This window comes from Kitasatospora sp. NPDC018058, assembly GCF_044327205.1.
Classification (GTDB): Bacteria; Actinomycetota; Actinomycetes; order Streptomycetales; family Streptomycetaceae; genus Kitasatospora.
This window is the reverse complement of sequence record NZ_JBIRFA010000025.1, coordinates 100,805-121,612: the sequence shown is the minus strand read 5'-3', so window position 1 is coordinate 121,612 and position 20,808 is coordinate 100,805. Positions and strand designations below refer to the sequence as shown.

Genomic DNA, 20,808 nt, shown 5'->3' with positions numbered 1-20,808 from the left:
AGGAACGTAGCGAGGGGCACTGACAACGCGACGGGCGGGGTGGAGGCGGGTGGTCGGCTGCGGAGTTCAAACCACTCGAACGGATGGTCGAGCGGCCGGTGAGGGGCGATAGGGCGTGGGCGGACGGCCGGGCGACGGGCCGCTCGGACCACGGGTGCGCGAGTGCGCGGACAGCCGCCCGGACCACGCGGTGCACCGCGCGGGTGCGGCGCCGTCAGCCCAGCGGCGCCCGGGGCACGATGACCGGGGCGCCGTCGCCCGGAGCCGCCAGCACATGGCTGTCGATGTCGTAGAGCGCCCGCACCAGCGGCGCGTCCACCACCTCCCGGGGCGGCCCGCAGGCGACCACAGCACCGTCCCGCAGGGCGACCAGCAGGTCGGCGTAGCGGGCGGCCGCCGCGAGGTCGTGCAGGACCATGACCACCGTCCGTCCGCCCGCCGCGACCCCGCGGACCAGTTCCAGCACCTCCACCGCGTGCCCGAGGTCGAGGGCGCTGGTCGGCTCGTCCAGCAGCACCACCGGAGCGTCCTGGGCGAGGACCATGGCGAGCCGGCAGCGTTGGCGCCGGCCGCCGGAGAGGCGGTCGAGACGGCGCTCGGCGAGCGCGTCGACGCCGGTGGCACGCAGGGCCTCGACGGTGAGCCGTTCGTCGTCGGGCGACCACTGGCGGAACAGCCCCTGGTGCGGATGGCGCCCGTAGCGGACCAGGCCGGCGACGGTGACGGTGACGGGGGCCTGCGGGCTCTGCGGGAGCAGGGCGACCCGGTGGGCCGCCTGGCGCGGGCTCAGCCGCCAGATGTCCTCGCCGCAGACCAGGACCCGCCCGCCGTCGGGCCGGTGCAGCCGGGCGACGGCCCGCAGCAGGGTGGACTTGCCGCAGCCGTTCGGGCCGACCACGGCCACCACCCGCCCGGCGGGCACGGTGAGGTCGATGCCGCCGAGCACCGGGCGGCCGGGTCCGTACCCGGCGGTGAGGGCCCCCCGAACACGCCCTACCCGCGACCGCGGCGGGCCCTCAGCACCGCATCGGTGTAGAGCTCACTGGTCAAGTCCCCCTCCGACACCCCGAGTTCAGCCATCACCCCGCGCACAGCGGCCAACGCCCCGGCCAGCTCGGCCGCGCTCCCGGCCGCCGTCTCCACCTCCAGGAACACCCCCTCCAGCTGCGGCACCCGGACCAGCGACGCCAGGAACAGCCGCCCTTCGCGTTCCCACACGTAGTTCCGGCAGTGCTTCTGGTACGCGAGCCGGACCCGGTAGCCGAGGCCCCGAACGATGGCGTGCGCCGCCTCCGCGTCGGCCACCGCCGTCTCGTGTTCGGGTTTGGCGGCGGAGGCCCGGTCGACCCGAGGGTCCTTGTAGGTGAGCAGCGTCCGCCGGGTGCCGTCGACGGACTCGATGTCGCGGATGCGCAGCTCACGGTCGGCCGCGAGCAGGCTGCCGTCCGGCAGGTCGTAGTAGGTGTCGCGGTAGACCTCGGCGCGGCCGGGGCCGTAGGTGCCTTCCAGCGTCCTGAGCATCAAGGAAGGTTGGCGCACCAGGGCCTTCAGTTCGGCCTCGATCATCCCGCCACCTCCAGAGTCGACCGACCGCGCGGCGAGACTACCGGTCCTCGGGCAGATTGCTCGCGTAGATCCAGTCGAAGCCGTCACAACCCGGGCCGTCCAGGTGTTCGGCCCGGCGCAGGCCGGCGCGCAGGGCGACGTGCTGGGAGGGGAGGTTCGCGGGGCGGATGCGGGCGATGAGCGGCAACCCGGGCACGGCGGAAGCAGACCACGCCACGACGGCCGTGGCCGCCTCGGTCGCGAAGCCCCGGCCCCACGCGCGGGGGTCGAAGCGGTAGAAGAGGTTGAGGATCGGCCGGCCCGCCATGTCCATCGGCTTGACCCCGCAGAAGCCCAGCACCGCCGGGGCGCCGTGCGAGCGGACCGTCCAGTAGCCGTAGCCGCGGTCCTGCCACAGGGCGTCCCAGCGGTCGTAGCGTTCCTCCGCGTCCACCCGCGAGGCGAGCAAGTCCGAGGGGTTGTGGGCGCAGGCCGCCCGGTCGCGGTGGATCGCGAGGACGGCGTCGACGTCATGAGCCGTGGGGCGCCGCAACGACAGCCGGCGGGTGGTCAGTTCCTCGTGTCCGCTCATCCGGTGATCGTACGAACCGGGTCAGCGCACCGCCACCGGGGGCGGGGTGAGCCCGGCGCAGCCGCGGAGGCCGTCGCGGCGCTTGAGGGCGGCCTCGGCGGTGGCGCCGGTGACCGGCTGGGGGATGCCCTTGTCGTCGATGGTCGCCGGGGTGAACGTCTCGCCGGTCACCTTGCCGTCAGCGGTGAGGGTGAGGGTGGTGACGCCGGTCTCGTTGGAGTTGGGGTAGTTGGAGGTGCCGTACCAGAGGAAGTTGCCGAAGCCGTAGCCGACGTAGGTGTTGCCCATCATGCCCGAGCCGACCATGGTGTGGGCGTGGGTGCCGACCACGGCGGTGGCCCCGGCGGAGGCGAGCTTCTTGGCTACGGCGGTCTGGGCGCTGGTCGGGCAGGCCTTGCCCTCCTCGCCCCAGTGCAGGTAGACGAGCACGACCGGGGCCTGCCGTTTGGCCGTCTCCACCGCCTTGACCAGCGCGGGGACGTCCAGCGCCGAGGCGATGCCCGGCTTGTCGGCGCCGGCCCGCCACTTCTGGTTGGTGATGTCCTCGACCTGGCTGGCGGCGACCACCGCGACCTTCGCCCCGCGCACGGTGGTGACGTACGGGGCGTACGCCTCCTTGGCGTTGTGCCCGACGCCGAGCACCGGGATCGGCGAGGAGTCCTTGGCGGCGAGGGTGTCGGCGAGGCCGTCGGCGCCGAAGTCGACGGCGTGGTTGTTGGCCATCGAGACGACGTCGACGCCGGAGTCCTTGAGTACGGACAGCGCCTTGGGCGAGGTGCGGAAGGTGTACGTCTTCGGCTCCGGCGCGCCGCGGCCGGTGATCGCGGTCTCCAGGTTGAGGACGGACAGGTCGGCGTCGGCGAGGGTGCGGGAGATCGGGCCGAGCGCGGGCTCGGACGGCTGGACGGACAGCCGGGCCTCGGTGCGGCCCTCGAAGTGGACGTCCCCGGCGAAGGCGACGGTGATGCTGCCGTCCGGCCGGGGCGCGCCGCCCTTGGTGGGGGCCGGCGCCGGGGCCGCCGCACCGGAGGGCGCACCGGCGGTCGTGGAGGGCGCGGCGGCCGCGGCACCCGAGGTGGACGCCGGGGCGGGATCCGGGTCGTCCGGCCCGCAGGCGGCGACGGCGGTCAGCCCGACGAACAGCGCGACGGCGGCCGCGGCACGGCGCATGAGTGGTTCCCCCCGAGGACGACGCAAGAGCGGTCAGCCTACGCCACCGAATCGCCACCGCTTGAGCCCGCACCCGCAACATTCCGGACACAAAGGCGCACCGGCGGTTTCCACCCCGCCCCGCCCCGCCCCGTGGCCCCCCACTGGCCCGCCCGGCCCAATCCCCCCGGTCCACCCGGCCACCGCGTCCCTGGCGCCCCGGCCGGGCGGCGCGCAGCGTGGAGTGGAAGCGGCCGGTTCACACCGGAGGGACGCACCCCGGAGGTGGTACGTGATGGCCAGCAACCAATCCGCCAGCAACCGATCCGCCGGCGTCCGACACCAGCGCGTCAGCGACCGCCCCGTCCCCGGCGGGCCGCGCCGGATCGTGGTCGGGATCGACGGGTCGCCGCCGTCCAAGGCGGCGCTGCGCTGGGCGGTCGGGCAGGCGGTGCTCACCGGAGCCACGGTGCACGCGGTAGCGGCCTGGGAGTACCCGTCGCTGTACGGCTGGTTCGCGCCGATGGTGGACGACGGCTTCGAGCAGGCCGCCCGCCGGACACTGTCCGCCGAGGTCAACGAGGTGGTCGGCCCGGAGCACCCGGTGAAAGTCCGGGAGAGCCTGGTGCTCGGGCACGCCGCCGAGGTGCTGCTGGAGGCGGCCGAGGACGCGGACCTGCTGGTGTTGGGCAGCCGCGGCCGGGGCGCCTTCGCCCGGACGCTGCTCGGCTCGGTGTCGACCCGCTGCGCGGTGCACGGGGTCTGCCCGGTGGTGATCGTCCGCACTGACGGTACGGTCTCCGCGCCGCCTCAGGAGGTGGCGACGGCCGGGCAGCAGGCCCCCGACGCCGTCCGCAAAAAGGACTGGCGGCTCAGCCTGCACGTGGTCGAGGACCGCGACACCACCCGGGTGCACGCCGTCCTGGACGCCGACGGCAATGTGCTGCACAGCGACGCCCTGGCCCGCCGCAACCCCCTCGACACCCCGACCCCGGCGGTCGGCGACGAGTTCGCGGTCGGCCGCGCCCTGGTCGACCTCGGCCACCAACTGCTGCGCGCCGGCGTGCACGACGCCACCGGACCCGCCGAGGAGTGAACCACCGGAGCGGGACGGTCACACGCCAGGGGTGAGCACCGGCGGCACGCGGTACACGCGGCAGGAGATGCTGAACCGCCACGCCCACCCCACCCGCCGGAGCCACGCCCCGCCCATGGACACCCCACCCATGAACACTCCACCCATCAACACCCCGCCCGCTGACACCCCGCCCGTGGACCCCTTGTCGACGGTCCCGCCACCCGACCCCGACTTCAGCCCCGCCCAGCGCGCCCGCGGTCGCGCCCTGCGCCGCGCCCAGCTGCCGTGGGCGCTCGGCGGGCGCCTGGCCGGCCTGGCGCTGACCCTGCTGCTCGGCCTCACCCCGGCCGGCGCCGCCCTGGTCACCACCACCGGCCGCTGGTTCGGCGGCTCCCGCACCGCCGCCGTCCTGGCCGGTGCGGCCGCCCTGGTCCTGCTCGGCCAGGCGCTGCAGTTGCCCTTCGGGGCCGGGGCGCGTTCCGTCCGGGCCCGGTACGGCCTGGTGACCCAGGGTTGGGCCGGCTGGGTACTGGACGTCCTGCGCGCACTGGCGCTCACCCTGTTCCTCGTCCTCCCCCTCGCCGTCGGCCTGTTCGCCCTGACGGACTGGTCCCCGCAGCGCTGGTGGCTCCCGGCCGCGGGGGCGGCGGCGCTGCTGACCGCCGCCCTCTCGTTCCTCCACCCGCTGCTGATCGAGCCGGTGTTCAACCGCTTCACCCCGATGCCGGCGGGTCGGCTGCGCAGCACTCTGCTGGCGCTGGCCGAGCGGGACGGCGTGCGGGTGCGGGACGTCCTGGTGGCGGACGCCTCCCGGCGGACCACCGCGCTGAACGCGTACGTCTCCGGGCTGGGCGCGACCCGCCGGATCGTCGTGTACGACACGTTGCTGTCGACCGGCGAGCCGCGCGGGGTGGAGCTGGTGGTGGCGCATGAACTGGGGCACGTGAAGCACCGCGACGTGCCGCTCGGCACGGCGCTGGGTGCGCTCGGCGCGGCCGTGGCGGTGGCCGTCCTCGGCCTGTCGAGCACCTGGCGCCCGCTGCTGGACGCCGCCGGGGCGAGCGACGCGGCCGATCCCCGGGCACTGCCGCTGCTGGCCGCACTGGCCGCGCTGATCAGTGCCCTGTCGGGCCCGGTGCAGGGCGCGGTGAGCCGCCGGATCGAGGCCAGGGCGGACCGGCACGCCCTCGAACTGACCGGGGACGCCGAGCAGTTCATCGCGATGCAGCGCAGACTGGCACTGGCGAACGTCTCCGATGTCGACCCGCCCCGGGTGCTTGAGCTACTCTTCGCCACTCATCCGAGTGCGACCCGCCGGATCGCGGCCGCCCGCGCCTGGCAGGCCGGACCCGGCCTGACGGCACGCGCGGCGGCGAGCAGCTCGGCGACCGGGACGGCCGCCGAGGCGGCCACCGGGGCGGCGGGCGAAACCGCGGATGAGACCGCAGGCGAGCCGCGCGCGACCCCGGGCGAATCCGTTGTATAGTGCAACAAATTCCCAGGAGGTAGGAACGCCGTGCCCGGCCGCCAGTCGTCCATCGACACCATCCAGCGCGAGCTGACCGCCTTCGCCCGCCGTGCCCGGCACAAGGCCTCCCAGCTGCACCCCGACCTCTCCCTGGTCACCTACAGCATCCTCGACCTGATCACCGAGCGCGGCGGCTGCCGGGCCGCCGACGTGGCCGCGCACTTCATGCTCGACAAGTCCACCGTCAGCCGCCAGGTCACCGCCCTGGAGAAACTCGGCCTGCTGCGCCGCGAGGCCGACCCGGACGACCAGCGCGGCCAGATCCTGCGCGCCACCGAGGCCGGACTGACCCTGCTGCGGGACGCCAACGAGCAGCGCCGACTGTCCTTCACCGCCCGCTTCACCGACTGGTCCGACGAGGACGTCGCCCGCTTCGCCGCCTACCTGGCCCGCTACGGCCAGGAGAATTAGCCAGGGCCTGCCCCGCGGATCTTCGCCGGGTCCGCGACGTTCCCCCGACCTTCGGCCTGGAGGTACCCCCGGGCACACGCGCACCGCTGCCGGAGGGGCGCCTCGCCGCTCGCCCACGTCGGCGGGCGGCTGGACGACGACGCGGCGATGGTCGTGGTCGAGCGGCTGCCGTAGGAGCCGGGGGGCGAGGGGGTCTTCTCGGGCGAGCCCGGGGAGCCGGTCCGGGGCGGTCCACGCCCACGTCCTGACCGCCTTGGTCCGTACCGCCTGATCGTCCGGTCGGTGCCCGCACCCGGGCCGCAGTGCCGCTCCCGGGCGGGGAACCGGCGTCGGCGGTGCCGACAAGCCCCCGCCGTACACCATGACCTCCCCCACCGGCGGCAAACGGGTCGTCAACTTCCGGTCCCCGCCCTTGTTGTCGTGACCTTGCCCTCACTACCTTCGTCGGGCCCGCGCCGCCCGACCCCCTGGCGGCCGCGGGCAACTCCCGACGCACTGCCCCAGGTTCACCCCCAGACCGCAGGAGGCACCCCGTTGCGCAATCGCAGACTCGCCCTGTCGCTCGGCCCGGCCCTGCTCGCCCTCTCCCTCCTCTCCCCCTCGTCCTCCGCCGCGACCGGGGGCCCTGCCCTGCCCCAGGGCACCCAGAGCGACTCCGCCTACGCGGCGAGCCAGGCGGCCGACGCCGTCAGCAACGTCGAGGCGACCGCCGCCCGGACCAGCTGCTTCCGCCCCGAGGTGCCGTACACCGCCGACAGCGGCCCCGCCGAGGGCTACAGCGGCATGACACCCTGCCCGGCGGGCGGTGCGACCACCGGTGAGGACACCGGCGCGGCGGGCCCGTACGCGACCCAGGCCGGCAGCAACCCGGGGTACCCGGCGGCGACGCCGATGCTGGTCAAGGGGCACTCGGAGTCGGACCTGCGGGTCGACCCGACCAATCCCGGCCACCTCATCGGCGCCTCCAAGTGGGTGGTCAGCGCGGAGGGTTACAACCACCTGCTCGGTTTCTTCGAGTCCTTCGACGGCGGCCGCAGCTGGCCGGTGCAGGGCCACATCCCCGGCTACGAGGGCTGGACGGACAACACCGACCCGGTCGGGGCCTTCGACACCTGGGGCAACTACTACTCGCTGCTGCTGCCCTACCAGTTCGTCTACGACGCCGACGGCTCCCACGACTTCATGCCCGGCGCCTCGCAGGAGGCCGACCCGGCCGTGCCGTCCCAGGTCATCTCGGTGTCGGTGCGTCCGCACGGCGCCACCACCGCCACCCAGTGGCTGACCACCCACGGTGGCCACCCGGACTACGTCGCGAGCTACGACAGCATCGGCAACGGCCCCGACAAGCAGTGGATCGCGATCGACACCAACCCCGGCAGTCCGCACCTGAACCGCATCTACGCGATGTGGGTGGACTTCCACAGCAAGACCGCGGTGCCGTACATCGCGTACGCGGACGCCCGCCCGGACGGCACCCACACCGACTGGTCGGCCCCGCAGGTACTGCCCGAGCCGCCGAGCACCCCCCAGGGCGCCACCTACCTGCTGCCCCACGTCGCCCCGGACGGGACGGTGTACACCACCCTCACCAACTCCGACCCGGCGCACCGCTTCTGCTGCGACGCGATCTTCCTGGACGCCTCGCACGACGGCGGTCGGACCTGGTCCACGGTGTCCAGCCTGCCGGGCACCATCACCCCGCCGCCCGGCTCGTACGCCAACACCACCTTCCGCGACGGCATCGAGGACACCTTCACCCTCGGCAGCCGGCCGGTGAACGGCCACTACCCGCTCTACGTCGCGTACGAGGACTACGCCACCGGCGTGGTCAACGTGCTGCTGACCGCCTCCTACGACGGCGGCGCCAGCTGGAGCGACCCGATCCGGGTCAACGACAACACCGCCGCGGTGGACGAGTTCCAGCCCAACCTGACCACCGGCCCCGACGGCACGGTGAGCGTCGCCTTCTACGACCGGCGGCTCGCCTGCCCCGCCGCCGGCACCGCCGAGGCGCAGGCCGCCGGGCTCGCCCTGGACACCGCCAACCCCAAGCACCCCGGCGCACCCTACGGCGCGGTCGACTACTGCGTGGACACCAGCGTCCAGTTCTACGACCCGACACTGAAGCCGCTGGGCCACAACCTCCGTCTCAGCGCCCACTCCTTCGACCCGCAGCTCGACGCCCCGGTCGAGGGCTCGGACGCCTTCATCGGCGACTACTTCGGCAACACCATCGGCGGCACGACGGACTACACGACCTCGGTGACCACCTACGACGACGGCACCAACCCGGCCCACCTGCAACAGCAGCAGGTCACGGCGGTGGCCATCCCGCGCCACTGACCCGGGCCCACCTGAACGCCTGGCCCCCGGCGTCCGCCGCACCGGGGGCCAGGCCATCCCGGTTCGGGGTGCTACGGCCGGTACACGTACGGCGTCGTGGTGCTCAGCCGCGCGAAGCCGAGACGCTCCAGGATGGGACGGCTCTGGTCGCTCGCGTCGACCTGGAGGTACTCGTAGCCGAGGTCGGCGGCGAGGCGGGCCCGGTGGGCGACCAGGGCGCGGTAGATGCCCTTGCCGCGCCAGCCGGGCACCGTGCCGCCGCCCCACAGGCCCGCGAAGCCGGTGCCCTGGTTCAGCTCCATCCGGGCCGCGCTCACCGGCTGGTCGCCGGCCATCGCGACGACCATGCCGACCGTCTCCGAGCTGTGCCGGAGGTGGTCGAGCATCCGCTCCCGCAGGCCGGGCAGGTCGGTGCCGAAGGCCAGCTCGTGGACGGCCACCATGAGGTCCACCCCGGCCGGGTCGGTCACCGTCTCCAGCCGGACGCCCTCCGGCAGCGCCGGGCCGGTCGGCAGGTCCCCGATCCGGGCGATCATCAGCGCCTCGTCCGGCTCGGCCGTGAACCCGGCCGCCAGCAGCCGCCGACCGAGGTCGGCGGGGCGGTCGTGGGCGTACGTCTTCCACTCGAACTCCCGCCCCAGTTCGGTGAAGTAGCGCACCTGCGCGGCGATCGCCGCGTCCGCCCCGGCCTCGTCCAGGCCCGACCAGACGACGCCGTTCCAGCCGTGCTCCCCGCCCAGCTGGCGCACCACCGCGCCATCGTGCTCGACGCGGACCCCGGGGCCGTCGGGCCGCGCGTTGCGCCGGATCCGGTCGTCGAACAGGGCGAGTACGTGATCATGATCCATCCGGCCACTCCAGCACGGCCCGCTGGTGCGCGCCACCGGTTTTCCGCCCCGCTTCCCGCCCCACCGCGCCCAACCCGGTGGCCTACTGCGCCAAGTACCCGCCGTCGACCGGCAGCACGACCCCGGTGATGAAGGAGGCGTCGTCCGAGGCGAGGAAGAGGACGGCGGCCGCGACCTCGGCCGGGTCGCCGAGGCGGCCCATCGGGTGCAGCTTCTCGATCGCCTCCAGGTACGCGGGCCCGCCGGGCTCGTCGCGCAGCCGGGCCACCCGTTCGGTGGAGATGGTGCCCGGGGCCACGGCGTTGACCCGGATCCCGCGGTCGGCCCACTCGACGGCGAGGTGTTTGGTCAGCCCGGAGGCGACGAACTTGGCCGGCCCGTACACCGACTGGCCGCGCTGGCCGGCCTCGCCGGAGATGGAGGACAGGCAGACGATCGAGCCGCCGGGCCGCTGCTGGGCGGTCATCGCCTGGACCGCGTACTTGCAGGTCAGGAACATCCCCCGGCCGTCGACGGCCATCACCCGGTCCCAGTCCTCGGCGCTCGCCTCGGTGATCTCCATCAGCGGGATCACCCCGGCGTTGGCCACCAGCACGTCCAGCCGTCCATGCCGCTCGACGGCCGACTCGACCATCCGCCGCGCGTCCTCGTCCCGCGACACGTCGCCCACCACCGTGCTGACGGCGCCCGGCAGCCGCTCCGCCAGCCGGCGCAGCCCGTCCGCGTCCACATCGGTGGCGACCACCGACGCGCCCTCCCGGACGAACCGCTCGGCCACGGCCCTCCCGATGCCGCTCGCCGCCCCGGTCACCACGCAGGAGCGCCCGGCCAGCCGCCCTGCCGCGTTCAGAGTCACCATGGGCGGGACTCTACCGAGCAAGGGACCGGGAACCGGGCTTCCACGACGATCCCGCGTCCGGTCAGACCGTGAGGACGATCTTGCCGCGCAGGTGCCCGTACTCGCTGACCCGCTGTGCCTCGGCCGCCTCCGCCAACGGGAACACCCGGTGCAGCGGCAGCCGCAGGGTGCCCGCCTCGTGCAGGGCGAGCGCGGCCGCGTAGGCGCGCCCGTGGTACGGCTCGACGCCCTCGGCACCGCCGGAGAAGCGGATGCCGTGCTCCTGCGCGCCCGGGATGTCGGCGATCGTCAGCACCCGGTCCGCGCTGCCCGTCAGCTCGACCGACAGCGGCAGCACCCCGCCCTGCCCGGCCGCGTCCAGCGCCCGGTCCACCCCGCCCGGGGCGGCCGCCCGCACCCGCTCGGCCAGGCCCTCGCCGTACGTCACCGGGATCGCGCCGAGTTCGCGCAGGTGGGCGTGGTTGGCCTCGCTCGCGGTGCCGACCACGGTGATCCCGCGCGCCCGGGCGAACTGCAGCAGCAGGGTGCCCACCCCGCCGGCCGCGCCGTGCACCAGCAGGGTGTGGCCGGCCCGCGCGTCCAGGAGGTCGAGGGCGCGCTCGGCGGTCTCGGCCGCCACCGGAATCGCGGCGGCCTGCTCCCAGCTCAGCGTGGCGGGCTTGGGCGCCAGCTGGTCCGCGGGCACCAGCGCCCGCTCGGCGTAACCACCGCCCATCACGGCGCCGAACACCTCGTCGCCCGGCGCGAAGCCGGTGACGCCGTCGCCGACCGCCTCCACCACGCCGGACAGCTCGTACCCGGGCACGGCGGGGAAGGTGACCGGGAAGATCGCGGCCAGCGCTCCGCTGCGCACCTTGTGGTCCAGCGGGTTGACGCCCACCGCGCGGACCGCGACCAGCACCTGGCCGGGGCCGGGGGCGGGCAGCTCGATGTCGATCGGGCGCAGCACGTCCGCGCCGCCGTACTGCGGGAAGGCGATCGCCTTGGTCATGGAAGATCCTTGGGGTTTCGGTGAGTTGCGTGCTTCCGACGGCTCCATCCTGCGGCGGGGGCGGCGGGCGCCCGGCCATCCGTTCGGACGGTTCGACCTGGCCGAACGGACAGGTGGCCGGCATCGGCACAGGCCCTAGGCTGGACGGCATGGACGACACGTGGCAGGAACACTGGGGCCGCCCCGAGGACGCGCTGGCGCGGGCCGTCGAGGTGCTGCGCGCACCCCGGCCGGATGTGCTGCCGCGCCTGTCGGAGGTGGTCGGCACCCTGGTCCCGCACGCGGCGATCGCACACCTCAGTAACATCTGCACCTACTCCCCCACCCACAGCTACGGCCCGCCCGAGCTGACCGAGGGCATCAGCGGCCTGGAACTGGCCCAGCTGGCCGACCGCGCGGCCGCGACGACCGCGACCGGCCGGCCCTGGCAGGGTGAGGCCGAACTCGCGGGCCGCACCCGGCCGGTGGTGGTGGTCTCGGCCGCGCCGCGTGACGGCAAGGGCGCGGTCCTGGTGCTCGTCCGGGCGACCGCCGAGCCGGTGGCCCCGGGCGCGCTCGCCGTCCTCCAGCAGCTGTGCGACCTGGTGATCGCCCACTCCGACCACCGCGCCACCGACGCCGCGCCCAGTCTGGCGGCGGTCTCCCGCGCCGCCGCCAACGCCCGCGCCCGGGCGATCGCCGAGTTCACCGGCACCCACAGCGCCGCCCTCAGCACGATCCTGGCGCCGCTGCGCTCGGCCGACCTGGACGACGCCGCCGCCCGCCGCACCGCCACCGAACTGGCCGTCACCGCCCTGCTGGACCTGCGCCGGGGCGCCGACCTGGACCGCGCGCTCAGCGAGGAGCCTGCCGACGCCGCCTTCGCCCGGCTGGCCCGCGAACTGCGCCCGCTGCTGCGGCACGCCCGGGCCCGGCTGGACCTCGCGCCCCCGGCGGAGGCCGCCCGGTCCATCCCGGCCGACACCGCGCACACCGCCCGGGACGCCGTCCGGGTGGCCGTCCTGCTGATGCTGGAGCAGGACAAGCCGAGCCGGCTGCACGTGAGTTGGCAGTTCACCGACGATGGATCGCTGCGCGCCGTGGTCCGCGACGACGGCCTCGGCCTGCTCGCCGCCGACGCCCTGGCCGTCCACCGCACCGCCGACCGGATCGCCGCGCTCGGCGGCCGCCACACCGTCGAGGCCGTCCCCGGCTGGGGCACCACCGTCACCGTCGACCTGCCGCTCGCCCTGCCCTCGCCCGCGACGGTCACCGATCCCCTGGACGGACTCCAGCCGCGCGAACTGGAGGTCCTCGACCAGCTGGCCCAGGGCCGCCGCAACCGGGACATCGCCGCCGCGCTGCACATCAGCGAGTCCACGGTGAAGTTCCATGTGGCCAACATCCTGGCCAAGTTGGGCGTCAGCTCGCGCGGCGAGGCGGCCGCCCTCGCGCACCGGGCGGGCCTGCCGGGGGCGCCGCAGCTGCACGTGGCATCGTGCCCCGACCCGGCCGCGAACGACCGGGCCCGCGGGTTTGGATGACGCTGGAGCTCGTGGGCCACCCCGGAATCTGATAGATCAGACGGCATGACCGACGACCCGCTGCCGACGACCTGGGACCCGGCCGCCCCCGGCGTGCTCCGCCTGCCCTCCGGGCGGCTGCTGCGCGGCCGCGGCGTGCTCAAGCCTCTGCCGCCCGGTCCTCGGCCCACCTTCGGGGTCTACCTGCTGGGCCGCCCGCCGAAGACCTCCGGTTGGGAGGCCCGCTGGGTGCGCTGGCCGGACTTCCGGCTGCCCTCCGACCGCGCCGACGCGGCCGACGCCTTCCGCGAGGCCTGGGAGCGCTGCGCCGTCGAGCGCGTCGAACTCGCCTGCGCGGGCGGCCGCGGCCGTACCGGTACCGCCCTCGCCTGCATCGCGGTGCTGGACGGCGTCCCGGCGGCGGAGGCCGTCGCGTACGTCCGGGAGCACTACAGCCCGCACGCGGTGGAGACGCCCTGGCAACGCAAGTTCGTGGAGCGCTGGAGCGGCTGACGCGGGTCTGCTCACGCCTCCCGGACGAGCGAGTCCCCCGCCGTCGTGAAGCGCAGCTCCGCCCCGGTCTCCTCCGGCCGCCACCCGGCCGCCAGGCCCTCCCGGACGAGGTCGGCGGTGAGCGCCGGGGTGACGGGTTCCAGTTGAAGGATCTCGGCGATCCGCTCGGGCGGGGCCGTCAGCAGCACGCCGAAGTGCAGCCAGGGGTCGTCGAAGCGCCGGGTGACGGCCAGGACCCGGCCGCCGCGGCCGGGTCGGTCGAGCCAGACGCGCACGACCACGTGTTCGGCGTCGCGGAAGCGGACCGTCCAGCGGTAGTCACGGCCGTCGACGTGGATCCTGCGCGGTGCCCTCTGTGCCACCCCGCGACGATACGCCCCCGGCCCCGGGCACCGGCAGGGCGCGGTCCCGCCAGGCGCGCTCGAACTGGCGGGTCATGCCCGGGTAGATGACGTAGCGCCGGAATGGCGCGATGAGGTCCATGTAGCGGCGACCGAGGCGGCCGTTGGGCTTGACCAGGACGGCCATCCGCAGCTCGTGGCCGCCGCCGGCGAGGGGGACCCAGCCGAGGTGCATCAGGCCGTGGACGGTGCGGTTGGCGATCTCGGCGACGTACTCGGTGTCGGTCAGGTAGACCGGGGTGAGCGGCGAGCCGACGGGGTCGACGGTGTCGCGCAGGTCCTGCGGGAGGCGCTCGCGCAGGGACGGGACGCGGGTGCCGAGGCCGGTGGCGGGGTCGTCCCAGCCGAGGAGGGCGCCGAGCTTCCAGCGGATGGCGAAGAGGATGCGGGCCGGGAGGGCCTGGCCGGCGCCCTCGCGGCCGGCGCGGACGGCGGCGAGCATCACCGGGAAGTCATCGGGCCCGGCGCCCGGGGTGCGGTAGGACCAGACGTCCTCGATCCGGAAGTCCCCGGTGAACTCGTGGATCCGCCAGGGCTGTCGGGTGTGTGCTGTGCGTGGAAGCCGCATGGTGGTCACCCCCCTCACCGAACGAGGCTAGACCTCCTTACACGCCCACAGCTCCCAGGGCTGCCCGGCAGCCCAGTCCTCCACCGTCTGCCACTCGACGCCCGGGTGGGCGGCGTGCAGGGCGGCGGTGTCGATGTCGAGGCCGGTGGTCTGGAAGTAGCGGAACATCGCGGCCAGGTCCTCGGAGTAGGTCTCGACGACGGTCAGCGGCACCTCCTCGCAGCGGATCGGGCGTCCGCCGCCTGGTCGCCCGGCAACGCGACGAGGCGGACCGCCGCCGGGTGCTGGTGGCCGTCCTCCCCGAGGCGCTGGAGCGCTTCGGGGAGGTGTGGCGCAGCCTCAGCGGCGACTGGGTGGCGATCTTCGCCGAGGACAGCGAGGACGAACTCGCTTTCCTGCTACGGCACATGAACCGCACGGTGGAGCTCGGCCACCGCCAGATCGCCCGCCTGGCGAGCGGGGACGTCTAGGCCTTCCAGCTCCTCGGGCTCTTCCCGGCCTTCCAGGCTTCCAGGCCTTCTAGGTCTTCCGCAGCTCCGGCGCCGGGACCCCGATCAGCAGCCGCCGCACCGCGTCCCACGCCGTCCGCAGCGCGGCCGCGCAGGCCCGGGTGTCGGAGCCGAGCAACCGCAGCCAGGCGCCGCTGTCCTGCGGCAGCACGCTGACCCCGTACAGCAGCCCGCGGTCCGCCAGCGCCTCGTGCAGCACGTCGGCGATCCGCGCGGCCGGGGCGAGCGGGCTGAGCACGTACAGGCTGGACATCACGTCGTGCCCGCCGAGCACGGCCGGGCCGGCCACGCCGCCGCCCGCGGGCTCCAGCCGCACCGTGTCCAGCGCCACCAACTCACCGCCCGGGCGCCGCACTTCGAGGTCCGCGGCGAACACCTGGTAGGCGTGCCGCTCGCCCCGGGCCAGCCGGCCGGCGATCAGGGTCTCCCCGGCCACCACCGTCGCATCCGCGTCCACGGTCAGCACCGTCCGCTGGTAGGAGCGGGAGTCGACGAAGGGGATCACCGGCTCGGGCAGGTACTCGACGTAGGCGCCCGGCCCGGCCTCCAGGTTGACCAGCTGCGTCGCGTAGTCGTGCTCCATCCGGTAGACCTTGGTGGCCGCCTGGGTGGTCAGGTGGACCGCCGTGGCGGCGCCGCAGCGGATGTCGGTGCGCAGCCGGTCGGCCTGCAGGATGCCGCCGCCGGTGGACATCAGGAAGGTGACGGCCAGGTCGGGGCGGGCGGGGTCGAAGTAGAGCGGGCGCATGATCTGCAGCGGCGACTTCTGGTAGTGGCTGGTGAGTTCGGTGCGTTCGCCGATCTTCTCGAAGGCCAGTTCCAGCAGCCCGACCTTGCCGGGGCGTCCGACCGCGAGGGTGTCGGGCGTCCCGGCGTGCCGACGGACCTCGTACGGGACGCGGGCCGGCTCGTAGTGCCGGGGGTCGAGCCGGGGGACGGCCGCCGCGATGGTCACGCCGGGACCTTCCGGAAGGTCGCCAGGAAGGCCGCGATCTCCTCCAGCCCCTCCCCTGTCAGGCAGTTGGTGAGCACCACCGGCCCGCCCTCGCGGACCCGCCGGGCGTCGGACTCCATGATGCCGAGGTCGGCGCGGACGTACTGGGCGATGTCGATCTTGTTGATCACCAGCAGGTCCGACTCGGTGATGCCCGGGCCGCGCTTGCGGGGCATCTTCTCGCCCTCGGCCGTGTCCAGGACGAACAGGAAGAGGTCGACCAGCACCGGGCTGAACGTCAGGGTCAGGTTGTCGCCGCCGGACTCGAACAGCAGGGTGTCGACATCGGGGAAGCACTCCAGCATCTCGGCCCCGGCGGCGAGGTTCATGGTCGGGTCGTCCCGCACGGCGGTGTGCGGGCAGGCGCCGGTCTCGACGCCGACGACCCGCTCGGGGTCGAGCACCCCCGCGAGGGTGCGGCGGACGTGCTGGGCGTCCTCCTGGGTGTAGATGTCGTTGGTGATGACCGCCGGGCGGTGGCCGCGCGCGATCAGCACCGGAACGAGCGCCTCGATCAGCGCCGTCTTGCCGGAGCCGACCGGGCCGCCGATGCCCACGCGGAGCACGTTCTCGGTCACGCTTTCTCCCTTGCTCGTTGACTTTCAGCTCTCGCTCGTTGGCCTTCAGCTCGCGAACAGCCGGGCCTCGGCCCGCTCGTGCCGCCCTGACATCGCGTCCGCGACTGGCACGCAGCCGCCGAGGTCCGCCGACTCCCGTACCAGCGCGGCCGCTACGACCTCCCGGATCACCGGAGCGGCCGCCCGCAGCATCACCTGCGCCTTGCGGTGATCAGTCAGCCGCAGCCGTAGCGCGGCGCCGACGAAGCTGGCGCAGAAGGCGAACAGGTCGCTGGCGACGGCCTGTTCGACCGGTACGGCAGCCGAGGCGTAGGCCACCCCGGCGGCCACGGCCTGGCAGCCCGGGGCCCGTTTCGCCGCGACCAGCGCCGCGTACCGCTCCAGCGGCTCGCCGCCCACCGACTCCCGGGCGATGTCCAGGAGTTGGCGCCCGGTGCGGGTGGCGGCGAGCCGCAGCGCGCGGTTGAGCTTGGTGGCGTGCAGCCGTTGGTCGGTCTCGGCGAGCAGCTCCCAGTCGCCGGCCGAGGCGGCCCGGTGGGCCAGCGCCAGCGCCGTGGCGTCGGACGGTCCGACGCTGTGCCGCAGCAGGTCGGCGAGCAGCTCGGGCATGGTGTCCGGGGTGACGGCCTTGGCCTGGGCGTAGCCCTCCAGGCCGTGCGAGAGGGTGTAGAAGCCGCTGGGGAAGGCGGAGTCGGTCAGTTGGAGGCTGACCAGCAGGGCGTCCAGCCCGGGATCCGCGCTGCTCACGCGAGGTAGAACAGGTGGTTGAGCGGCAGCTCGCGGGCGGGCTCGATGGTGGCCGGTTCGCCGTCCAGGGTGACCTTGTACGTCTCCGGGTCGACCGCGATCTTCGGCAGGGCGTCGTTGCGCAGCATGTGCTGCTTGCCGACCGAGCGGCACCGCCGCACCGGCAACACCCGGCTGTCCAGCCCGAGTTGCGCCGGGACGCCGAGGTCCACGGCGGCCTGGGACATGAAGGAGACCCGGGTGGCTTGCTTGGCCCGCCCGTACGCGCCGAACATCGGGCGGTAGTAGACCGGCTGCGGGGTGGGCAGCGAGGCGTTCGGGTCTCCCATCAGGGCCCAGTTGATCACGCCGCCCTTGATGACCATCTTCGGCTTGGCGGCGAAGGAGTTGATCGGCCAGAGCACGATGTCGGCCAGCTTGCCGGGCTCCAGCGAGCCGATGTGGTCGGCGGTGCCGGAGGCGACGGCCGGGTTGATGGTGAGCTTGGCGAGGTAGCGCAGCACGCGGAAGTTGTCGTTGCGCTCGGTGTCGCCGGCCAGCTTGCCGCGCTGTTCCTTGCAGTGGTGGGCGGTCTGGAAGGCGCGGGTGAAGGACTCCCCGATCCGGCCCATGGCCTGTGAGTCGGAGGAGAAGATCGAGATGACGCCCTCGTCGTGCAGCACGGTCTCGGCGGCGATGGTCTCGGCGCGCACCCGGGAGTCGGCGAAGGAGACGTCCTCGGGGATGTCGTGGCTGAGGTGGTGGCAGACCATCACCATGTCGAGCAGCTCGTCCACCGAGTTGACGGTGTAGGGCAGGGTCGGGTTGGTGGAGGACGGCAGCACGTTGGGCTCGCCGGCGATCCGCATGATGTCGGGTGCGTGGCCGCCACCAGCGCCCTCGGTGTGGAAGGTGTGGATGGTGCGGCCGTCGATCGCGGAGAGGGTGTCCTCGAAGTAGCCGGACTCGTTCAGGGTGTCGGTGTGGATGGCCACCTGCACGTCGTACTCGTCGGCCACGCTCAGCGCGCTGTCGATCGCGGCTGGGGTGCTGCCCCAGTCCTCGTGCACCTTGAGGCCGCACACGCCCGCCTCGACCTGCTCGCGCAGCGCGCCCGGCAGCGAGCCGTTGCCCTTCCCGAGCAGCCCGACGTTGACCGGGAGGTCCTCGACCGCCTGGTACATCCGGCCGATGTTCCACGGCCCGGGCGTGCAGGTGGTGCCGTTGGTGCCGTCGGAGGGGCCGGTGCCGCCGCCGATCAGGGTGGTGATGCCGTTGCTCAGCGCCTCCTGCACCTGCTGCGGGGAGATGAAGTGGATGTGGGTGTCGATGCCGCCGGCGGTGGCGATCAGGTGCTCGCCGGAGATCACCTCGGTGCCGGGGCCGATCACCAGCTTCGGGTGCACGCCGCTCTGGGTGTGCGGGTTGCCGGCCTTGCCGACGGCGGTGATGAAGCCGTCCTTGACGCCGATGTCGCCCTTGACGACGCCGAGCACCGGGTCCATCACGACGACGTTGGTGATGACCAGGTCGAGCGCGCCCTGGACGGAGGTGGCGGCCGGGTCCTGGGCCATGCCGTCACGGATGCCCTTGCCACCGCCGTAGACGGCCTCGTCGCCGTAGTGGCCCTGGTTGTGGTCCTGCTCGATCTCGACCACCAGGTTGGTGTCGGCGAGGTGGAAGCGGTCGCCGACGGTGGGGCCGTAGAGGTCGGTGTACTGCTTGCGGGACAGGATGGCCATCAGCGGGCGCCTTCCGTGTGGTTCACGTGGCTCTCGTGGTTCACGTGGTTCACGTCGTTCCTGTGGCTCTCGCGGCTCTCGGTGTGGAAGTCCGCGCGGGGCTGGTCGTCCTTGAGGTCGAGGTTGGTGCCCTTGAAGCCGTGGGCGATCGCCCGGTCGATGGCGCGGGCGCGGGTGGCGGGCGCGGTGATGCCGCCGTCCACGAGGTTGCTGAAGCCGACCAGGCGGCGGTGGCCACCGAACTCGGCGAGCGTGACGTCCTTGGTGTCGCCGGGCTCGAAGCGGACGGCGGTGCCGGCCGGGATGTCCAGGTGCTTGCCGAAGGCGGCGTTGCGGTCGAAGTCGAGGGCGCGGTTGGCCTCGAAGAAGTGGTAGTGGGAACCGACCTGGATCGCCCGGTCGCCCGTGTTGCTGACCGTGATGACGGCCTTGGCGCGGCCGGCGTTGATCTCCACCGGGTCGTCGCCGTACAGGTATGCGGCGCCACCAGACATGGCTGGCCTTCCTCTCTGCCGGTTCAGTGGGGGATGTGTGCGGGGTCGTGGGGGTGCTGGTGCGAGTGGCCGTGGGGGTGCGTGTGGTGGCGCCCTTCGCCCGGGCCGTGGCTGTGGGCGTAGCCGTGTCCGTGCTCGGCGTCGAGACCGGCCGCGATGCCGTCCTCGCCGTGGCCGAGCAGGTGCACCGCCGCCGCCGTCCGGGCCGCGACCACGCCGGCGATCGCGGACGGCCGCAGCAGCGGCCCGCCGTCCCGTACGCCGGGCAGGGCGGTGCGCAGCGCCGGACCGAAGGAGGCCGGGACGGCCGTCACCTCCCGCGCGCCGAGCAGGCGGCAGCGTTCGGCGCCCGCGGCGGGGTCCGGGTCGCCGCCCGCGAGGGCGACCTCGACCCAGCGGTGGCGCCCGTACTGGCGGACCAGGCGGGCGATCCGGAACAGCTCGGCGTCCTCGAAGGGCCCGGCCGCCGGGGCGGTGACGAGTACGGCGCCCTCGCCGCCGGCTCCGGCCGCGGCGCGCAGCCAGCCGATCAGGTGCTCGGCGGCGCCGAAGGGCGCGGTCAGCGTGAGCCGCCCCCGGCCCTCACCGGCCGTCAGCCAGCGCAGGGCGCGGGCGGTGTCGGCGACCAACGCGGGGTCGCGTCCGAGTGTCATCGGTACGACGCACACCGGTCCGTCGGCGGCCGCCAGCGCCGACCGTACGGCCTCGACGAGTTGTCGACCCGGGGCGGCCGCGGCCCGTACGGTGGGCCCGTTCGCGGCGGGTCTGCGTTCCACCAGGGCGGCCAGGTCGCGGCCGCCGTCGCTCTCGTGGCCGCCGGCCAGCACCACCGTGGCGAGCTCGACGGTGGCGGCCCGACGTGCCGGCATCGCTCAGGCACCCACGGGGTCGTGACAGGAGACCAGTTTGGTGCCGTCCAGGAACGCGGCCTCGACCTGGAGCAGCGACAGCATCTCGCGCACGCCGGGCATCACGTCCGCGCTGCTGACGGCCTGCTTGCCGATCTCCATGCACTCGGCGACGGTGCGGCCGTCCCGGGCGCCTTCCATGATCGCCTCGCTGATCAGCGCGCAGGCCTCGCTGTAGTTGAGCTTGACGCCGCGGTCACGGCGTTTACGGGCCAGATCGGCCACGACGTAGATGTAGAGCTTGTCCATCTCACGCGGGGAGAGATTCACGGGAATCACTCTTCCTTTCCGAGAATCCGATGAAATGAAAGGGAGTCGGACGGCGGAAACTCAGGTTCGGCGCCTGCCGGGATCAGACCCGACGCAACCGGGGAATCGTCGGCACCGCTGCCAGGAACAGCATGGTGGTCAGGACGAAGGGCCGGGTGAAGGCGTGGCCACCGAGGGGCGCGGAGATCGCGCCGAGCGCCGGGTCAGCACGGCGGCGTCCCACCGCAGCCCCAGCCCGTACGCGACGGCGGTGGAGACG

The 20,808-nt window shown here is 73.9% G+C and carries 25 protein-coding genes; 7 read left to right on the top strand and 18 right to left on the bottom strand.

All coding sequences use genetic code 11. From position 1 onward, the window contains the following. Positions 1-214: 214 nt before the first annotated feature. From ACH4E7_RS30350 to ACH4E7_RS30335, 4 genes are read right to left on the bottom strand one after another with little or no spacing between them, the layout of a single operon-like run. On the bottom strand, positions 215-946 hold the full coding sequence (locus ACH4E7_RS30350) for an ABC transporter ATP-binding protein (RefSeq protein WP_396252332.1): 732 nt from the start codon (positions 944-946) through the stop codon (positions 215-217). A gap of 47 nt (positions 947-993) precedes the next feature. After that, complete coding sequence (locus tag ACH4E7_RS30345; RefSeq protein ID WP_396252331.1) at positions 994-1,566, bottom strand: class IV adenylate cyclase; 573 nt, start codon at positions 1,564-1,566, stop codon at positions 994-996. A 37-nt stretch (positions 1,567-1,603) separates the two neighbouring features. Then, on the bottom strand, positions 1,604-2,137 hold the full coding sequence (locus ACH4E7_RS30340) for a GNAT family N-acetyltransferase (protein ID WP_396252330.1): 534 nt from the start codon (positions 2,135-2,137) through the stop codon (positions 1,604-1,606). 21 nt (positions 2,138-2,158) lie between these two features. Further along, a complete protein-coding gene (locus ACH4E7_RS30335; RefSeq protein WP_396252329.1) occupies positions 2,159-3,307 on the bottom strand; it encodes a CapA family protein in 1,149 nt (382 codons plus the stop codon). A gap of 274 nt (positions 3,308-3,581) precedes the next feature. On the opposite strand from ACH4E7_RS30335, the gene ACH4E7_RS30330 reads away from it, so the two are divergent. The 4 genes from ACH4E7_RS30330 to ACH4E7_RS30315 all read left to right on the top strand — a co-directional run bounded on the left by ACH4E7_RS30330 (position 3,582) and on the right by ACH4E7_RS30315 (position 8,646). Next, positions 3,582-4,382 (top strand): universal stress protein, encoded by an 801-nt coding sequence (locus ACH4E7_RS30330; RefSeq protein ID WP_396252328.1) that lies wholly within the window; start codon positions 3,582-3,584, stop codon positions 4,380-4,382. A 130-nt stretch (positions 4,383-4,512) separates the two neighbouring features. Beyond that, positions 4,513-5,850 (top strand): M48 family metalloprotease, encoded by a 1,338-nt coding sequence (locus ACH4E7_RS30325; RefSeq protein WP_396252327.1) that lies wholly within the window; start codon positions 4,513-4,515, stop codon positions 5,848-5,850. Between the two features lie 30 nt (positions 5,851-5,880). After that, positions 5,881-6,303 carry a MarR family winged helix-turn-helix transcriptional regulator gene (locus ACH4E7_RS30320; RefSeq protein WP_396252326.1) on the top strand — a complete coding sequence of 141 codons (423 nt, stop codon included), beginning with the start codon at positions 5,881-5,883 and terminating at the stop codon, positions 6,301-6,303. 534 nt (positions 6,304-6,837) lie between these two features. Beyond that, the gene (locus tag ACH4E7_RS30315) at positions 6,838-8,646 is read left to right on the top strand and encodes a hypothetical protein (protein WP_396252325.1); all 1,809 of its coding nucleotides are present in this window, start codon (positions 6,838-6,840) and stop codon (positions 8,644-8,646) included. A 71-nt stretch (positions 8,647-8,717) separates the two neighbouring features. Here ACH4E7_RS30315 and ACH4E7_RS30310 read toward each other — a convergent pair whose 3' ends face one another. The 3 genes from ACH4E7_RS30310 to ACH4E7_RS30300 all read right to left on the bottom strand — a co-directional run bounded on the left by ACH4E7_RS30310 (position 8,718) and on the right by ACH4E7_RS30300 (position 11,344). Next, on the bottom strand, positions 8,718-9,494 hold the full coding sequence (locus tag ACH4E7_RS30310; RefSeq protein WP_396252324.1) for a GNAT family N-acetyltransferase: 777 nt from the start codon (positions 9,492-9,494) through the stop codon (positions 8,718-8,720). Positions 9,495-9,576: 82 nt separating this feature from the next. Further along, positions 9,577-10,353 (bottom strand): SDR family NAD(P)-dependent oxidoreductase, encoded by a 777-nt coding sequence (locus ACH4E7_RS30305; RefSeq protein ID WP_396252323.1) that lies wholly within the window; start codon positions 10,351-10,353, stop codon positions 9,577-9,579. 61 nt (positions 10,354-10,414) lie between these two features. After that, a complete protein-coding gene (locus ACH4E7_RS30300; protein WP_396252322.1) occupies positions 10,415-11,344 on the bottom strand; it encodes an NADP-dependent oxidoreductase in 930 nt (309 codons plus the stop codon). A 149-nt stretch (positions 11,345-11,493) separates the two neighbouring features. Here ACH4E7_RS30300 and ACH4E7_RS30295 point away from each other — a divergent pair, with 149 nt between their 5' ends. Together ACH4E7_RS30295 and ACH4E7_RS30290 are read left to right on the top strand one after the other, a co-directional pair. Continuing rightward, positions 11,494-12,867, top strand: a complete 1,374-nt coding sequence (locus ACH4E7_RS30295) for a LuxR C-terminal-related transcriptional regulator (RefSeq protein ID WP_396252321.1) — start codon at positions 11,494-11,496, stop codon at positions 12,865-12,867. Between the two features lie 45 nt (positions 12,868-12,912). Continuing rightward, the gene (locus ACH4E7_RS30290; protein WP_396252320.1) at positions 12,913-13,359 is read left to right on the top strand and encodes a protein phosphatase; all 447 of its coding nucleotides are present in this window, start codon (positions 12,913-12,915) and stop codon (positions 13,357-13,359) included. A gap of 11 nt (positions 13,360-13,370) precedes the next feature. Here the strand turns inward: ACH4E7_RS30290 and ACH4E7_RS30285 are convergent, their stop codons facing one another. Genes ACH4E7_RS30285 through ACH4E7_RS30275 form a run of 3 tightly spaced genes read right to left on the bottom strand, consistent with a single transcriptional unit; the run spans position 13,371 to position 14,541 of the window. Next, the gene (locus tag ACH4E7_RS30285; RefSeq protein WP_396252318.1) at positions 13,371-13,721 is read right to left on the bottom strand and encodes a hypothetical protein; all 351 of its coding nucleotides are present in this window, start codon (positions 13,719-13,721) and stop codon (positions 13,371-13,373) included. Next, positions 13,678-14,328, bottom strand: a complete 651-nt coding sequence (locus tag ACH4E7_RS30280; RefSeq protein ID WP_396252317.1) for a DUF2867 domain-containing protein — start codon at positions 14,326-14,328, stop codon at positions 13,678-13,680. The genes ACH4E7_RS30285 and ACH4E7_RS30280 overlap by 44 nt, the downstream gene beginning before the upstream one ends. 27 nt (positions 14,329-14,355) lie before the next feature. Further along, positions 14,356-14,541, bottom strand: a complete 186-nt coding sequence (locus ACH4E7_RS30275; RefSeq protein ID WP_396252316.1) for a hypothetical protein — start codon at positions 14,539-14,541, stop codon at positions 14,356-14,358. A gap of 68 nt (positions 14,542-14,609) precedes the next feature. Here ACH4E7_RS30275 and ACH4E7_RS30270 point away from each other — a divergent pair, with 68 nt between their 5' ends. Continuing rightward, positions 14,610-14,798 carry a hypothetical protein gene (locus tag ACH4E7_RS30270; RefSeq protein ID WP_396252315.1) on the top strand — a complete coding sequence of 63 codons (189 nt, stop codon included), beginning with the start codon at positions 14,610-14,612 and terminating at the stop codon, positions 14,796-14,798. Positions 14,799-14,847: 49 nt separating this feature from the next. Here ACH4E7_RS30270 and ACH4E7_RS30265 read toward each other — a convergent pair whose 3' ends face one another. The 8 genes from ACH4E7_RS30265 to ACH4E7_RS30230 all read right to left on the bottom strand — a co-directional run bounded on the left by ACH4E7_RS30265 (position 14,848) and on the right by ACH4E7_RS30230 (position 20,772). Beyond that, positions 14,848-15,786: an urease accessory protein UreD gene (locus ACH4E7_RS30265; protein ID WP_396252342.1), complete on the bottom strand. Its 939-nt coding sequence runs from the start codon at positions 15,784-15,786 to the stop codon at positions 14,848-14,850. 2 nt (positions 15,787-15,788) lie between these two features. After that, positions 15,789-16,409: an urease accessory protein UreG gene (gene ureG / locus ACH4E7_RS30260; protein ID WP_396252314.1), complete on the bottom strand. Its 621-nt coding sequence runs from the start codon at positions 16,407-16,409 to the stop codon at positions 15,789-15,791. Positions 16,410-16,454: 45 nt separating this feature from the next. After that, the gene (locus ACH4E7_RS30255; RefSeq protein WP_396252313.1) at positions 16,455-17,156 is read right to left on the bottom strand and encodes an urease accessory protein UreF; all 702 of its coding nucleotides are present in this window, start codon (positions 17,154-17,156) and stop codon (positions 16,455-16,457) included. Continuing rightward, positions 17,153-18,877: an urease subunit alpha gene (ureC, locus tag ACH4E7_RS30250; protein WP_396252312.1), complete on the bottom strand. Its 1,725-nt coding sequence runs from the start codon at positions 18,875-18,877 to the stop codon at positions 17,153-17,155. The genes ACH4E7_RS30255 and ureC overlap by 4 nt, the downstream gene beginning before the upstream one ends. Then, entirely contained in the window at positions 18,877-19,371 is a 495-nt protein-coding gene (locus tag ACH4E7_RS30245; protein ID WP_396252311.1) for an urease subunit beta, read from the bottom strand. The genes ureC and ACH4E7_RS30245 overlap by 1 nt, the downstream gene beginning before the upstream one ends. 23 nt (positions 19,372-19,394) lie before the next feature. Next, positions 19,395-20,240 carry a sirohydrochlorin chelatase gene (locus tag ACH4E7_RS30240; RefSeq protein ID WP_396252310.1) on the bottom strand — a complete coding sequence of 282 codons (846 nt, stop codon included), beginning with the start codon at positions 20,238-20,240 and terminating at the stop codon, positions 19,395-19,397. A gap of 3 nt (positions 20,241-20,243) precedes the next feature. Then, the gene (locus ACH4E7_RS30235; protein WP_396252309.1) at positions 20,244-20,549 is read right to left on the bottom strand and encodes an urease subunit gamma; all 306 of its coding nucleotides are present in this window, start codon (positions 20,547-20,549) and stop codon (positions 20,244-20,246) included. Positions 20,550-20,631: 82 nt separating this feature from the next. Then, entirely contained in the window at positions 20,632-20,772 is a 141-nt protein-coding gene (locus ACH4E7_RS30230) for a hypothetical protein (protein WP_396252308.1), read from the bottom strand. Positions 20,773-20,808 lie beyond the last annotated feature (36 nt).

What these genes read in the sequence shown, in the direction of transcription:
- ACH4E7_RS30345 (WP_396252331.1), bottom strand. Translation starts at nt 1,566, where the DNA reads ATGATCGAGGCCGAACTGAAGGCCCTGGTGCGCCAACCTTCCTTGATG.
- ACH4E7_RS30340 (WP_396252330.1), bottom strand. Translation starts at nt 2,137, where the DNA reads ATGAGCGGACACGAGGAACTGACCACCCGCCGGCTGTCGTTGCGGCGC.
- ACH4E7_RS30335 (WP_396252329.1), bottom strand. Translation starts at nt 3,307, where the DNA reads ATGCGCCGTGCCGCGGCCGCCGTCGCGCTGTTCGTCGGGCTGACCGCC.
- ACH4E7_RS30330 (WP_396252328.1), top strand. Translation starts at nt 3,582, where the DNA reads ATGGCCAGCAACCAATCCGCCAGCAACCGATCCGCCGGCGTCCGACAC.
- ACH4E7_RS30325 (WP_396252327.1), top strand. Translation starts at nt 4,513, where the DNA reads ATGAACACTCCACCCATCAACACCCCGCCCGCTGACACCCCGCCCGTG.
- ACH4E7_RS30310 (WP_396252324.1), bottom strand. Translation starts at nt 9,494, where the DNA reads ATGGATCATGATCACGTACTCGCCCTGTTCGACGACCGGATCCGGCGC.
- ACH4E7_RS30305 (WP_396252323.1), bottom strand. Translation starts at nt 10,353, where the DNA reads ATGGTGACTCTGAACGCGGCAGGGCGGCTGGCCGGGCGCTCCTGCGTG.
- ACH4E7_RS30300 (WP_396252322.1), bottom strand. Translation starts at nt 11,344, where the DNA reads ATGACCAAGGCGATCGCCTTCCCGCAGTACGGCGGCGCGGACGTGCTG.
- ACH4E7_RS30295 (WP_396252321.1), top strand. Translation starts at nt 11,494, where the DNA reads ATGGACGACACGTGGCAGGAACACTGGGGCCGCCCCGAGGACGCGCTG.
- ACH4E7_RS30290 (WP_396252320.1), top strand. Translation starts at nt 12,913, where the DNA reads ATGACCGACGACCCGCTGCCGACGACCTGGGACCCGGCCGCCCCCGGC.
- ACH4E7_RS30280 (WP_396252317.1), bottom strand. Translation starts at nt 14,328, where the DNA reads ATGCGGCTTCCACGCACAGCACACACCCGACAGCCCTGGCGGATCCAC.
- ureC (WP_396252312.1), bottom strand. Translation starts at nt 18,877, where the DNA reads ATGGCCATCCTGTCCCGCAAGCAGTACACCGACCTCTACGGCCCCACC.
- ACH4E7_RS30245 (WP_396252311.1), bottom strand. Translation starts at nt 19,371, where the DNA reads ATGTCTGGTGGCGCCGCATACCTGTACGGCGACGACCCGGTGGAGATC.
- ACH4E7_RS30240 (WP_396252310.1), bottom strand. Translation starts at nt 20,240, where the DNA reads ATGCCGGCACGTCGGGCCGCCACCGTCGAGCTCGCCACGGTGGTGCTG.